This window comes from Pseudomonas sp. P5_B2, assembly GCF_056400445.1.
The window spans coordinates 80,312-94,056 of record NZ_JBFULH010000001.1 but is presented as its reverse complement, the minus strand read 5'-3'; the positions used below and the strand labels follow the sequence as shown (position 1 = coordinate 94,056).

The 13,745-nt window shown below is 60.3% G+C and carries 11 protein-coding genes; 2 read left to right on the top strand and 9 right to left on the bottom strand.

Annotation, left to right across the window (positions count from 1 at the left end):
* Positions 1 to 79 precede the first annotated feature (79 nt).
* Positions 80 to 652 carry a xanthine phosphoribosyltransferase gene (locus AC1DRJ_RS00460; protein ID WP_477800298.1) on the bottom strand — a complete coding sequence of 191 codons (573 nt, stop codon included), beginning with the start codon at positions 650 to 652 and terminating at the stop codon, positions 80 to 82.
* A 69-nt stretch (positions 653 to 721) separates the two neighbouring features.
* A complete protein-coding gene (rep, locus tag AC1DRJ_RS00455; protein WP_477800297.1) occupies positions 722 to 2,731 on the bottom strand; it encodes a DNA helicase Rep in 2,010 nt (669 codons plus the stop codon).
* A gap of 262 nt (positions 2,732 to 2,993) precedes the next feature.
* Between rep and AC1DRJ_RS00450 the strand changes: the two genes are divergently transcribed.
* Positions 2,994 to 4,667: a putative bifunctional diguanylate cyclase/phosphodiesterase gene (locus AC1DRJ_RS00450; protein WP_477800296.1), complete on the top strand. Its 1,674-nt coding sequence runs from the start codon at positions 2,994 to 2,996 to the stop codon at positions 4,665 to 4,667.
* A gap of 107 nt (positions 4,668 to 4,774) precedes the next feature.
* Here AC1DRJ_RS00450 and AC1DRJ_RS00445 read toward each other — a convergent pair whose 3' ends face one another.
* On the bottom strand, positions 4,775 to 6,169 hold the full coding sequence (locus tag AC1DRJ_RS00445; protein WP_477800295.1) for a NorM family multidrug efflux MATE transporter: 1,395 nt from the start codon (positions 6,167 to 6,169) through the stop codon (positions 4,775 to 4,777).
* A gap of 158 nt (positions 6,170 to 6,327) precedes the next feature.
* On the opposite strand from AC1DRJ_RS00445, the gene AC1DRJ_RS00440 reads away from it, so the two are divergent.
* A complete protein-coding gene (locus AC1DRJ_RS00440) occupies positions 6,328 to 7,248 on the top strand; it encodes a LysR substrate-binding domain-containing protein (protein WP_477800294.1) in 921 nt (306 codons plus the stop codon).
* A 202-nt stretch (positions 7,249 to 7,450) separates the two neighbouring features.
* Here AC1DRJ_RS00440 and AC1DRJ_RS00435 read toward each other — a convergent pair whose 3' ends face one another.
* The 6 genes from AC1DRJ_RS00435 to AC1DRJ_RS00410 are packed head-to-tail and all read right to left on the bottom strand — an operon-like array spanning position 7,451 to position 13,741.
* The gene (locus tag AC1DRJ_RS00435; protein ID WP_477800293.1) at positions 7,451 to 8,950 is read right to left on the bottom strand and encodes a vWA domain-containing protein; all 1,500 of its coding nucleotides are present in this window, start codon (positions 8,948 to 8,950) and stop codon (positions 7,451 to 7,453) included.
* 57 nt (positions 8,951 to 9,007) lie between these two features.
* On the bottom strand, positions 9,008 to 9,514 hold the full coding sequence (locus AC1DRJ_RS00430) for a hypothetical protein (RefSeq protein WP_477800292.1): 507 nt from the start codon (positions 9,512 to 9,514) through the stop codon (positions 9,008 to 9,010).
* 4 nt (positions 9,515 to 9,518) lie between these two features.
* Positions 9,519 to 10,250, bottom strand: a complete 732-nt coding sequence (locus AC1DRJ_RS00425; protein WP_477800291.1) for a hypothetical protein — start codon at positions 10,248 to 10,250, stop codon at positions 9,519 to 9,521.
* A gap of 48 nt (positions 10,251 to 10,298) precedes the next feature.
* Positions 10,299 to 11,843 (bottom strand): SUMF1/EgtB/PvdO family nonheme iron enzyme, encoded by a 1,545-nt coding sequence (locus AC1DRJ_RS00420; RefSeq protein ID WP_477800290.1) that lies wholly within the window; start codon positions 11,841 to 11,843, stop codon positions 10,299 to 10,301.
* A complete protein-coding gene (locus tag AC1DRJ_RS00415; RefSeq protein WP_477800289.1) occupies positions 11,833 to 13,056 on the bottom strand; it encodes an ABC transporter permease in 1,224 nt (407 codons plus the stop codon). The genes AC1DRJ_RS00420 and AC1DRJ_RS00415 overlap by 11 nt, the downstream gene beginning before the upstream one ends.
* Positions 13,040 to 13,741, bottom strand: coding sequence for an ABC transporter ATP-binding protein (locus AC1DRJ_RS00410; RefSeq protein ID WP_477800288.1), 702 nt, complete (start codon positions 13,739 to 13,741; stop codon positions 13,040 to 13,042). The genes AC1DRJ_RS00415 and AC1DRJ_RS00410 overlap by 17 nt, the downstream gene beginning before the upstream one ends.
* Between the last annotated feature and the right edge of the window lie 4 nt (positions 13,742 to 13,745).

The following is a 13,745-nucleotide window of genomic DNA, read 5'->3' as shown; positions in this document are numbered from 1 at the left end:
GTATCAGTCAGCAAAAATGTCGACTGATACACCGCAATCGCGAGCAGGCTCACTCCTACAGGGGAATTGCGGTGTGGCTTTATTCGATGAAGGTCACGACGCCATTGGCCAGCGATTGCACGCGAGCCAACGATTCCACGCGATAACCCTGCGCATCCAGTTCCGCACGCCCACCCTGGAACGACTTCTCGATCACGATGCCCAAACCGGCCACGGTCGCGCCGGCCTGCTTGATGATCGAGATCAGCGCTTGCGACGCCTTACCGTTGGCCAGGAAGTCATCGATGATCAGCACGCGGTCGCTGCTGGTCAGGTGGCGCGGGGAGATCGCCACGGTGCTTTCGGTCTTCTTGGTGAACGAGTAAACGGTCGCCGACAGCAGGTTTTCAGTCAGGGTCAGGGACTGCTGCTTACGGGCGAAGATCACCGGCACGCCGAGGTTCAGACCGGTCATGATCGCCGGGGCGATGCCCGAGGCTTCGATGGTCACGATCTTGGTGATACCCGAGTCCTTGAAAAGTGCAGCGAACTCGTCGCCGATCAGCTTCATCAGCGCCGGGTCGATCTGGTGGTTCAAAAAGGCGTCGACCTTCAAGACCTGATCGGAAAGCACGATGCCTAGTTCGCGAATTTTCTGGTGCAGTGCTTCCATGAAGCTTTCCTCTACTGGCGCCATGTGCGCCTAGCTTGTAAAAAGTGTTTGTATAAAAAGTAGGCGATTCTAGCGCTTTAACATCGCGCGTATATCCGCCAATGCGGTATTTCCGCGAACGGCTTTGACTTCAACGGGTGTGTCGTCATTGCCTTCCCAGGCCAGATCGTCCGGCGGCAGCTCATCCAGGAAGCGGCTGGGCGCGCAATCGATGATTTCGCCGTACTGCTTGCGCTTGGCAGCGAAGGTGAAGGCCAGTGTCTGGCGCGCGCGGGTAATCCCGACGTAGGCCAGGCGGCGTTCTTCCTCGATGGTGTCGGCTTCGATGCTGGAGCGGTGCGGGAGAATTTCCTCTTCCATGCCCATGATGAACACGTAGGGGAATTCCAGCCCCTTGGAGGCGTGCAAGGTCATCATCTGCACACCTTCGGCGCCGTCTTCCTCTTCCTGCTGACGTTCCAGCATGTCGCGCAGGACGAGTTTGCCGATGGCGTCTTCGACAGTCATCTCGCCTTCTTCGTCTTTCTCCAGGGTGTTTTTCAGCGCCTCGATCAGGAACCAGACGTTACCCATGCGGTAATCGGCTGCCTTGTCGCTGGAGCTATTGGTGCGCAGCCAGTTTTCGTAGTCGATGTCCATGACCATGCTGCGCAGCGCCGAAATCGGGTCTTCGCCCGAGCACTGCTCGCGCACCTTGTCCATGAAGCGCTTGAAGCGCGACAGGCGATCGGTGAAGCGCGTGTCCAAATGCTCGCCCAGACCGATTTCGTCGGTGGCGGCGTACATCGAGATTTTGCGTTCGGTGGCGTAGTTGCCGAGCTTTTCCAGGGTGGTCGAGCCGATTTCCCGGCGTGGAACGTTGATCACCCGCAGGAAGGCGTTGTCGTCGTCCGGATTCACGATCAGACGGAAGTAGGCCATCAGGTCTTTCACTTCCTGACGCCCGAAAAAGCTGTTGCCGCCGGACAGGCGATACGGGATCTGGTGGTGTTGCAGCTTCAGCTCGATTAGCTTGGCCTGGTAGTTACCGCGATACAGGATCGCGAAATCGCTGTACGGCCGGTCCGTGCGCAGGTGCAGGGTCAGCAGTTCCACGGCCACGCGCTCGGCTTCGGCGTCTTCGTTGCGGCAGCGGATCACGCGGATTTCGTCGCCATGGCCCATCTCGCTCCACAGCTGCTTTTCGAATTCGTGCGGGTTGTTCGAGATCAGCACGTTCGCGCAGCGCAGGATGCGGCTGGTGGAGCGGTAGTTTTGCTCCAGCATGACGACTTTCAAGGAGGGGTAGTCGTCCTTGAGCAGCATCAGGTTTTCCGGACGGGCGCCGCGCCAGGCGTAGATCGACTGGTCGTCGTCGCCCACCACGGTGAACTGATTACGCGTGCCGATCAGCAATTTCACCAGCAAATACTGGCTGGCGTTGGTGTCCTGGTATTCGTCCACCAGCAGGTAGCGGACTTTGTTCTGCCACTTTTCGAGAATGTCGGCGTGTTCCTGGAACAGCTTCACCGGCAGCAGGATCAGGTCGTCGAAGTCCACCGCGTTGAACGCCTTGAGCGTGCGCTGGTAGTGGGTGTAGACGATGGCGGCGGTCTGTTCCTTGGGGTTGCGCGCATTTTCCAGGGCTTCGGCTGGCAGGATCAGGTCGTTTTTCCACGAGCCGATCATGTTCTTGATMTCGTCGACGCCGTCGTCGCCTGCGTATTCCTTCTGCATGATGTCGGTCATCAAGGCTTTGACGTCAGTCTCGTCAAAGATCGAGAAGCCCGGTTTGTAGCCCAGCCGCACGTGTTCCTTGCGGATGATGTTGAGGCCCAGGTTGTGGAAGGTGCACACCGTCAGGCCGCGGCCTTCGCCGCCCTTGAGCAGGGTGCCGACCCGTTCCTTCATCTCGCGCGCGGCCTTGTTGGTAAAGGTCATGGCGACAATGTACTGGGCGCGGATGCCGCAATTCTGGATCAGGTGCGCAATTTTGCGGGTGATCACGCTGGTCTTGCCGGAGCCTGCGCCGGCGAGCACCAAAAGAGGGCCGCCGACGTAGCTCACGGCTTCTTGCTGCCGGGGATTGAGTCGGGACATACGGAATTCAGGGAGTCATTTGTGAAATGGGCCGGCATTTTAACAGGCTCAGCGAATTGTGCTGCTCTGTCCGACTTGTGACGTAACACGCGTTCTCTAATTGCCGGTTTTGATACTTTCAAGCAGGATGCGCGGTGAATGTGCGGCTAATGTTCAAATTCAGACACAAAACTGCGCTTGATAACTGATGCCATTTGGTCATTGGCTACCGGCGCGGCATAATGCCTGCCGCCTACATCCTTGCAGAGTCTAGGGAGCTAGCTTGTCTACGCCTGTCGAACCCTTGCGTTTGCTGCTACTGGCCGAAGAGCCAGAGTGGGTAGCGTTGTTGCGCGAGTGTCTGGCTCCGATGGGAAGCTCGGCCGTGCTCATCAGTGCGCCGAGCTGGGAGTCGGTCAGCAATTTGTTCGATGACAACCGCAATGCGGTGTTGTTGACCGTTCCTGCACTTCAGCCGCTGCCTGGCCGTTGCAGCTTGCCCACGGTGTTGTTGGTCGAACACGAGCCATTGGTGACGCCCGATGGCGTAAGTGACTGGCTGGTGCGTGATTTGCTCGATGCCGGCATGCTGCGCCGGTGCTTGCGGCATGTGCGTGAACGTGGCCTGCTGGAAAACACCTTGCGGCGCCTGGCCGAGCAAGATCCGTTGACCGGCATCGCCAACCGCCAGGGTTTTCAGACCTTGCTGGCAGCGCGTCTGGCGGAAAACGACGGCCGCGGCCTGGCCCTCGGTCACCTTGATCTCGACAACTTCCGTCACGCCAATGATGCCCTCGGCCACCAGGCCGGCGACCGGTTGATCCTGCAAGTGGTCGCGCGGCTGAAAAGCCAGCTTGAGGCCGGCGATCGGCTGGCGCGCCTGGGCAGTGACGAATTCGCCTTGCTGATCGACACCCGCCGTGCGCCTCAGCGCGCCGAATGGATGGCCGAACGCATCACCGAGGTGCTGGCCGAACCGTACTGGGTCGACGGTGAAAGCCTGTTGATCGGTTCCAGCCTGGGCATTGCCCACGCCCGGGCCCAAGCCGGCGCTGACCCGCTGATGTGGCACGCGCACATCGCGATGCAGCAAGCCAAGAGCACGCAAGGCTGCACCTTTCACATCTTCAACGAACGCATCAACCGCAACGCCCGCAGCATGGCCGACCTTGAAAGCGAGCTGCGCCGGGCCTTGCGCCGAGACGAACTGGAACTGCATTACCAGCCTCGCCTGAACCTTGCGGACGGCCAGATCGTCGGTCTCGAAGCCTTGGTGCGCTGGCGCCATGCCGAGCGTGGTTTGCTGCCACCGAGCGAATTCGTCCCGCTGGCCGAGCAAAGCGGTTTGATTGTGCCGCTGGGTTACTGGGTGATTTCCCGGGCGCTGCGGGACATGCAGGCCTTGCGCGAACAGGGGTTGCCGGCACTGCACATGGCGATCAATCTGTCATTCCGCCAATTTCAGGACAGCCAGTTGCTCTCCACGCTGAGCCGGTTGATTGCCGAGCGCGGTGTCGAAGCGCAGTGGCTGGAGTTCGAACTGACCGAAACTGCCGTGATGCGGCGCAGCGATCTGGTCAAGCAGACCATGGACGCCCTCGGACGCCTGGGCGTGCGCTTCTCGCTGGATGACTTTGGCACCGGGTTCTCTTCCTTCGTGCACCTCAATAGCCTGCCGATCGCCTTGCTCAAGGTCGACAAGAGTTTTGTCGGCGGCATGGAAGAGCGTGAAGAGAACCGCAAACTGGTCCACGCGATGATCAACCTGGCGCACAACCTCAACCTCGAGGTGGTTGCTGAAGGGGTCGAGACCGCAGAGCAACTGGATCTGTTGCGCGGATTTGGTTGCGATCAGGTGCAGGGGTATCTGATCAGCAAGCCGTTGCCGCTGGCAGAACTGGTTGAGTACCTGACTTTCGGCAATAGCCAGCAGCCCGCACTGGGAGTCGTGAGCTAACCCAAACCCCTGTAGGAGCGAGYCTGCTCGCGATWGCGGTGTATCAGTCAACATATTGATTAACTGACAGACCGCAATCGCGAGCAGGCTCGCTCCCACAGGTGATCTCACTCGGTCTGGGCGATGTCGAAACGCTGTGATGACGGCTCTTGGCGAATCATCCGCTTCATCTTCCATTCAAACGCCAGCGTCAAGCTCACCGCCGCGCACGCCAGTCCCAGCGCCAACCCCCACCAGACGCCGGTCGGTCCCCAGTGCATATGAAAGGCCATCCACCACGCGGCCGGTGCGCCAATCAGCCAGTAGCAACCCAAGCCGACCAGAAACGTGGTCTTGGCATCCTTGAGCCCGCGTATGCAGCCCATGGCAATGGTTTGCGTGCCATCGAACAGCTCGAACCAGGCCGCCACCGCCAGCAGGCTCACGGCCAGTTCAATGACCGGGCGAAACGCCGGGTCGTTGTGGTCCAGGAACAAGCCGATCAACTGATTCGGCAGCAGCCAGAAGACCATCGCAAAACCCAGCATCGCCGCCGCGCCGAAGGCAATGCCGACCCGTCCGGCCAGTCGCGCATCGAGCAATTGCCCAGCGCCATAGTGCTGGCCGATCCGCATGGTGATCGCGTAAGAAAGCCCCGCCGGAATCATGAACGCGACCGATACGATTTGCAGGGCGATCTGGTGCGCCGCCAACTGCGTGCTACCCATGGTGCCCATGCACAACGCGGCGAACGCAAACAGCCCGACTTCCACTGCGTACGTACCGCCAATCGGCAGGCCAAGGCGCCACAACTCTTTCAGGTACTGGCGGTTTGGCCGTGACAGTCCCTGGCGCAAGGGATACGCGTCATACGCCGGATGCCGACGAATGTGCAGCGCCAGCGCCACCGCCATCAGGTTGGCGACAATCGCCGTCACCAGCCCGATGCCGACCAGACCCATCTTCGGAAGGCCGAACATCCCGGTGATCAACGCATAGTTGAGCAGGAAGTTGGCCAAGGTGCCGCCAACGCTGATCACCATGACCGGCGTGGCGCGGCCAATGGCGCTGGTGAAACCGCGCAGAGCCATGAAACTCAGGTAACCGGGCAGGGCGAACGGCAGAATCAGCAGAAACTGCCCGGCCGCCTGGACGTTGCTTTCTGTCTGACCGAACAGCAGCAACACCGGTTTGAGGTTCCACAACAGCAATCCGGCCACCAGCGCCATCAACCACGCCAGCCACAGTCCGGCCTGGGTCAGTCGCGCCGCGCCAACGATGTCGCCCGCGCCCTGACGTATCGCTACCAAAGTACCAACGGCGGCAATGACGCCGATGCAAAAAATCGACACGAAAGAGTAAGTCGCCGCGCCCAGGCCTCCCCCGGCTAACGCCTCGGGACTCAGGCGCGCCATCATCAAGGTGTCGGTGAGGACCATCAACATGTGCGCCAACTGCGAGGCAATCAACGGCCCCGCCAGCCGCAGAATGGCCCAGAGTTCAATATGCGCTGGATGCTTCATGGTCATCACGCTCGATTATCAAAGAGAACAGTAAAGCGTCGATTCTCGGCGCTTCACGGGGTTTGCACAAAGGGATAAAAAGGATGGGTAGCATGAGTCAAACTCATGCTGAAGAGTTTCTGTTACGGTAACCGTGTTGCGCTATAGGAGCTTTCCTCATGTCACGTCGTCTTCCTCCCTTATATGCCTTGCGCGCATTCGAAGCGGCGGCGCGGCACAGCTCGTTTACCCGCGCGGCTGAAGAGCTGTCGATCACTCAGAGTGCCGTCAGTCGCCACATTCGCACGCTTGAAGAGCATTTTGCCTGTCGGCTGTTTCATCGCAGCGGGCGTAACTTGCAACTCACTGAATCGGCGCGCCTGATCCTGCCGGGCATTCGTGACGGTTTCAGCGCCCTGGAACGCGCCTGCAATACCTTGCGTGCAGAAGACGACATCCTGCGCATGAAAGCACCGTCGACCTTGACCATGCGCTGGTTGCTGGCGAGGCTCAGCCGCTTTAGGCACCTGCAACCGGGTAATGAAGTGCAGCTGACCAGCGCCTGGATGGACATCGACTCGGTGGACTTCAATCAGGAGCCGTTCGATTGCGCGGTGATCCTTGGCAACGGGCATTTTCCACCGGACTGGGAGGTTACTTTGTTATTTCCGGAAGAGCTGATTCCGGTGGGCGCACCGAACCTTCTGAACGATCAGCCGTGGGACGTCGCGCGCCTGGCCAGCACCGAACTGCTGCACCCAACGCCCGATCGTCGTGACTGGCGCAGTTGGCTGGAGCGCATGGGCCTCACCGATCAGATTTCGCTCAAGGGCGGCCAGGTGTTCGACACTCTGGAGCTGGGCATGATCGCCGCCGCCCGAGGCTACGGCGTGTCCATGGGCGATTTGCTGATGGTGGCGGAGGATGTGGCGCAGGGACGGCTGAGTTTGCCGTGGCCGACGGCGGTCGCCAGCGGCGAGAATTATTACCTGGTCTGGCCGAAAACCCGCCCCGGAGGTGAGCGTTTGCGCCGGCTCAGCGATTTCCTTTTGGGAGAGGTTCGGGCCATGGATTTACCGGCGGTCGAGCACCTGTGCTGAATCGATAGAGCTTAAGCAATAGAGCCCTTGCAGCATGAGGTTGACCGGTTTCGTTGAGGTGCCTTTGAAATAGCCATCGCGAGCAGGCTCACTCCCACAGTTGATCTGTGGTGTTCACAGATTTGGTGTTCACAACAAAAATCCAGTGTGGGAGTGAGCCTGCTCGCGATGGGCTCACCTCAATTGCGGATCAGTCCCCAAGCTAATCACACTTGGCACTGCTGGATACTTCCTTGCTCGCCTGTTTCAACAGGCTGCCCAGTTCAGCGGCATTGGTGCTGTTGTAAACCCGGCCACCGGTGTTTTCAGCGATGCAGCGTGACGTGCCGCCAACACCGATTTTCACCACGTTGACTCGCAGGCGCGGTTGTTCCCTGGCGATTCGACGGGATACCGCGCAAACGTCCTGCCCGCAACCGTCTTCACCGTCGACAAACATTACGATAACCGCATCGTTATTGCGCCCGTCGACGGTACTCGCCGCGTGGGCAAGGCTGTCGGCCAGCGGTGTTCCGTCGTCGGGAGCCAGACCTCGAATCCCGTTGATCAGCCGCGGGCGGTCGCCGAACTTGAACACACCCCGGTCCGGTGTTCTTTCGCAGCCGGCGAAGGTGATCAGGCGTGTGTCGATCTTCGGGTCCAGCCCGTTGATCATGCCGGCCAGCGAGTCCTTGGCGACGTCCATGCGGCTGGGTTTGGCGGTGAGACGCATGTAGCGATTCGGGTCCAGGAGCTTGTTGAGGTCACCACTACCGTAGAACCAATCCTCGTCGGCTTTCACTGACTTGATGTTCAAGTTCATCGAACCCGAGGTGTCGAGCACCACCACGAATTGCGGGACCTCCGAGGCCGGTGCATTTTTACGGCATGCGAAGTTGTCCAGCGTCGGGGCCGGTGGCGGGGCTGGAGGTGGAGGTGGGGCCGCCACTACCGGTTTTGGTGGTGGAACCGGTTTTGGTGGCGGAATCGGCTTGGGCTCCGGTGCCGGTTTGGGTGACGGGACCGGCTTGGGTGGCGGTACCGGTTCTGGCGTGGGTTCTGGTACCGGAACAGGTTTCGGTTCCGGTTCCACGACAGGCTCGGGGACCGGCTCAACCGGTTTCTCGACCGGTTTCTCAACGGGCGCCACTACCGGCGGCACTGGCGCTACAGGTGGAGCCACGACAACCGGTTCACGGTGCAGGAACCACCAAAGCCAGAGTGCCAGGAGCAGCAACAGCAGCGCGAGCAAAGCCGCCGCGATCCACCAGCCACGCCGCGATGGCGGTACGACCGGCACCACCGGAACCACCGGCGGCAGGATCGGTCTGGGCGGACGCAGGTTCCAGCGCACCACCAAAGGCTCACCGTTGAGGCTGTAGAGTTTGTCCAGCTCAGGCGTGCCGAGCAGGCTGCGCAGGTCATCCGCTACCGTCGGTTGACCGCGTTTCTGCAGTTCATCCGCCAGCTGTTCGAGGGACGTCTGACGCACTTCATAGGTTTCCAGCAAACGTCGTTGCGCGTCCTCGTTGAGGTCGGCATAGGGCGTGGGTTGGCCACCCAGTTCGGTCCACCATTCCAGCACGTCGCCGCTGCCCATCCGCGGGATAGCAAACAGACTGGCGACGGTTGGCGGAAAGTGTTTCTGGATAAGGGCGACTTTGGCTTGYAGCGCACTCATCCCCTCCGATGTGGCTTGCGCATCCCTGATGACCCGCTGCATGACGACGATTCCTGAAAAAGTGCAGGCATCCGTCGGGATGCCCTGCGGGGTGAAAAGTTACTCTTCGTAGCCGAGGCTGAATTGCAGCTGATTGACCTTCTTCTGCAACGTTTTCAGCTCTTGTTGCTTGGCCGCCAACGTCGCAGGTGTTGACTTGGTCGTTGGCGCCGCTTGCGAAGCCTTGAGCTGCTTCTCGAGGTCGGCGATCTGCTTCTGCACGTGGGCTTCGTTGCCACGCCTGGCCTTGAGCGAGGTCAGCAGTTGCGACAGCGACTGATTCAGCGCCGCCTGGGATTTCTGCTGGCTGGCCAGATCGGTTTTGGTACTGAGTTGCTGGGCCTGAATGTTCTCGTACACCTGATGGAACATTGCGTTTTGCTGACGGGACTCGCTCAGGGCCAGTTCCTTCTGCTTGACCTGATCGCTGTAGCCACCGGAGTAGTCGCAGTTCATCTTGGTCAGCATGCTGCTGTCACGATTGGTCGCATCGCATTCGCCGGGCGTGGTCGCGCAACCGCTCAGGGTCAGGACGGCAGTGAAAATCACCAGTTGTTGTAGCGTCATGTCTTTAACCCAGAGTGATTGCGGAGCGTTGGCTGTACAGAGCGTCGACTTCTTTCTGGAGGGTGACGACTTTCTGGTTCATTTTCTGAATGTTCATGTCCACCTGCCYGATCTCGGCGCTGGTGCCTTGTGAGCGCTCGGCGTCTGCCACTTTGCTGTACTCGGTGACTTTGGTCCGCATGTTGGCCAGGTCTTTACGCAGGCGCGCGATGTCCGAATCGATCCCGGCGATTTGCGCCTGAGCTTTGTTCCTGTCGACTTTCTTGTTGGCGATGTCCTTTTTGATCTGGGCGATTTGTGCCTGGTCATCACTGATCACTTGCTGAGCGGTCGCGGTACGGGCGATCACCTTCTGCGTGTCTTGTTCGACGTCGCTGTTCATCTTCGCCAAACGGGTGGAGGTGTCGGCGTATTCGGCGCGACGTTGATCCAGGTAATAGTTCGCGCCCATGGCCACGCCGCATGCGGTAATACCGGCGGCGACGACGCACACGGTTTTGTTGTTGCTGTTGGACAGTGCGCAAGCGAGGATGCCGATACCGGCGCCGACGGCGCAGGCCTGGTATCCGGATTTGCTGAAGAACTCTGCATCATTGCCCTGGGTCAGGCGCGGATCGGCACCGTCGCCTTCGCCGAGCATAGAGCTTCCAGTGTTGGCGCAACCGGTCATTAGCAGGCTGCCGGCGACTACGAAAGCGATCTGTAGCTTGAAGCGAGTCCAAAGGCTGCGCGACATGGTGAAAACTCCTACGTAACGGTGTTGACGCGTTGTTATTAAGGTAAGTTATTGAGTGACGGTTTTGCAGCTGTTCAGCCAGGCTTCAGTATCGATTTTCTGCTTTTGCAGGAACGCCTTCTGATTGGCCCAGTGGGTGCGCAAGTAAGGCTTGAGCTCTTGCAGCTGTTTATTGCGGGTGATGATTTCTTCCATCACCGGGACCTGCGTTTCAAGCAGTGGCTGGCCGTACAAGGTCGCCGACTCCACCAGACTGCTGGCGTAGTAACGGCTGAGCTTGTGCAGGCGATCCTTCTGCTCGTCGAGCTTGGTTTTACGCATGTCGCAGCTCGCGTCTTTGTCCGCACCTTCGCAATTGAGCTTGTAGTTCTTTTGCAGGAAGTCCACGTATTGACCATCATCGAGCATTTTGGTGCACAGGAACGCGCCCAGGTTGAGGCTGGCGCGAATCGCCTGGTCGCGGGTTTCTTCCTGCTGCTGGTTGCTGGCGCGCAGCTGATTTTCCAGGGCCTTGAGTTTTTCCTTGAGTGCTTTGTCTTCGACGCCCGAGGCCAGGGTGTTGAGGGATTGCACGGTGCCTTTGTCAGCGGATTCGGCTTCCTTGCTGCCGGTGCCGAGTTTCTTCCAGCTGCTTTCGATGCTGGCGACCCGTTCGCGAGATGTGAGGGTCGGGGAAACCAGCACCAGTCGTAGGCCGGTGGTCTTGTTTTTCACCTGGCCTTCGGCATTGTAATACGGCTCTTCCTTGCGCAATGCCGTACGCAGGTCGGCCTGCGCGGTCAGGTAGTTACCGCCACGGACGACGTAGCCGCCGGCCTGACCGTGCTGGCGGTCGAGTTTGTTCAGGCGAAACGGCTCGAACATCATTTCGTCGACGTTCCCGAGCATGTCATGCAGGCCCAGCGGATTGGGTTTTTGCAGACCGGACAACTGCACTTTGCCATTGGACGATTGCGCCCCGGCGAACCACTCGTAGGCGTTGATGCCTTCTGGCATCGGGTAGTGCGTGTCGCGGAATTCAGCGGCACCGACTTCCAGCCCTCCGCGCGCGGCGAACTCCCATTCGACTTCGGTCGGCAGGCGCAGGAAGCCTTGCGCGCCGTCTTCCTTGGGCAGCTTGCCAGCGGCGTTTTTGCGCAGCCACAGGTTGTACTTGTCGGCGGCGTCGATGGCCTGCACCCAACTCACCGACGTTTGCGGCAAGCGCATCTTGGTGGCGGCGGTGGGGCAGGTTGCTTCGGTCAGCGCGGCGTATTGCAACTGACTCATCTCGTACTTGGCCATCAGGTAGTAGCGGGATTTGTCGTTCTTGGCCCCGGTAAAGCTGCCGGCGATAAAGGTTGGACGGGTCTGTTCGACGTAGCCGTATTCCGCGCCGTCCTGGCCGATGTTGATCGGGTAGTCATCCAGCGGGCCGGCGACCGGAATGAACACCTTGCGAAATACCATCGAGCCTTCGCAGGGCATCGGCAGCACGACGTCGGCGGCGTCTGGCATCGGGTTGTAATACTTCTCTTCCCAGCCCGCCGCCGAGGCGTCGAGCACGTAGCCGAGGCTCAGGGGCAACAGCAAGCCCAAACGTTTATAGCTCACGCAGACTCTCCGCAGGTTGGATGTTGATCGCTCGCAGGGCGCCGATCGCGGCCACCAGTGCAGCGACCAAAAAGGTCAGGAGCAGGGCGGCCAGGCCATGCCAAACAGTGACGTGGCAAACGAAGGTACCGGTGGCCCGGCTGCTGCCGAGCAGGTAGTCGAACAAATGACTGCCCACGGCATAAAACCCCAGCCCGCCAATGTAGCCGGCCAGGCTCAGTACCAGCGCTTGCAGGACCACGAAACCGCCAACGGCCCTGCGTTTGAAACCCAGCAGGCGCAGGACTGCCAGGCTTTTGCGTTTACGGTCGATGTTGGCCAGGAACGCGCCGACCATCGACGCCACGCAGCCGATCAGTGCCGCCGCAGCGATCACGCCAAAGATCAGCCCCAGCACATGGTTGATGGCTTTGACGTTGTCGATGTCGGCCAGACGGCTCGATGTTTCGATGTGTTGTTCGTTGAGCCAGTGCTCCAGCGGTGCGACCTGATCGATGTCGCGCGCATACACGCGGGCGCGGGCATACAGCGGCTGCAGATTACCCTGAGGCTTACCGGTGTCAACGCCGAACCCACTGACCTGATAACCGTCGCGAAAGCGCTCCAGATCCAGCAGCAGCGGCGGGGCGACAAACCCGGCCGCACGACCGAAGCGGGCAGCGTCGAGCACGGCCAGTACCGTCAGCGTCATCTCGCCGCGTTCATTGACACCGTCCAGGCGGCGCAAGACTCGCATCTGCACATTGTCGCCGACCTTGGCCTGCAAGCGTTGCGCTGCGCTGGCGCTGAGGATCACTTGATTGCCGACGGGGTTGAGTGACGGCAGGTTCAGTTGTGGGTCGCCCGGCTCGGTGGCGATGATTTCCGCACCTTCGACAAACCGTTGCATGCCGATCAACAGGTCAGCCTGGGTATTGAGCGAGCGGGTCTGGCCGAGGGCAAATCCGGTCTCGGGGCGCTGGCGCAAACGTTCGATCCAGGCCGTGTCGTAATTGCCGTTACTGAGCATCTTCACTTCAAGGTTGCGCGGGTCGCGCAGCAGTTCGTCCTGTAGCTGGCTGACCACACCGTGTTTGAGCCCGAACAGCAGCAACAACGGCGCGATCACAGCCACCAGGGACGCGGCGATGCACAGTGAGACCTTGCGGTCGTGCCAGAGGTCTTGCAGCGCCAGTGAGCCCAGCAGGTGCAAGCGATCAGTCCATCGGTTCAAACAGAGTCTCTCCCTGGCGGCTGATAGCGCCGAGTCGCGGCAAGCCGAAATCCTTCAGCAAGGCCCAGTCATGGGACACAACGAGCGCGCTCAAACCCATGCTCGACACCAGGCTCAGGAGCAACTCGAACAATCGCCGGGCACTGTGAGGGTCTAGCGCGGCAGTCGGTTCGTCGGCCAACAGCAGCAGCGGTTCATGGGCAATGGCCCGAACGCAGGCCACGCGCTGGCGTTCGCCGATCGACAAGGCCTGAGGTTGTTTATCCAGCAACCCTTGCAAGCGCAACACGTCAACGGCGTGGTCGATGTGCTCGCTCTTGGCCGGCATCCCGAGCAAACGGCGTGGCAGACTGATGTTGTCCCGCACGCTCAGGAACGGCAGCAAGCCGCCGCTCTGCAAAATGAATCCCAGATGCCGTGAGCGCACCGCTGCAAGAGCAGGCTGGTCGTCAGTGGCCAGCAGTTGGGCGATATCCTGAGCGTGCGTCGCGCCCAGGCGAAAGCGTTCCAGCTCTACGGGCGCGAGCAACAGGCCAATGGCTTCGAGCAACGTGCTTTTGCCGCTGCCGCTCTCGCCGGTGATGGCGAGGATTTCTCCGGCGCCGACCTGCAAGTGCGGCAATCGCACGAGATGAGCCTGTGCGCCTACACCACGGCGCACCAGCAGGTTCTTGATATCAAGCATCGGC

Bases quoted from the DNA above. Each gene is read 5' to 3' on its own strand.
- AC1DRJ_RS00460 (WP_477800298.1), bottom strand. From the start codon at position 652: ATGGAAGCACTGCACCAGAAAATTCGCGAACTAGGCATCGTGCTTTCC.
- AC1DRJ_RS00445 (WP_477800295.1), bottom strand. From the start codon at position 6,169: ATGAAGCATCCAGCGCATATTGAACTCTGGGCCATTCTGCGGCTGGCG.
- AC1DRJ_RS00440 (WP_477800294.1), top strand. From the start codon at position 6,328: ATGTCACGTCGTCTTCCTCCCTTATATGCCTTGCGCGCATTCGAAGCG.
- AC1DRJ_RS00430 (WP_477800292.1), bottom strand. From the start codon at position 9,514: ATGACGCTACAACAACTGGTGATTTTCACTGCCGTCCTGACCCTGAGC.
- AC1DRJ_RS00410 (WP_477800288.1), bottom strand. From the start codon at position 13,741: ATGCTTGATATCAAGAACCTGCTGGTGCGCCGTGGTGTAGGCGCACAG.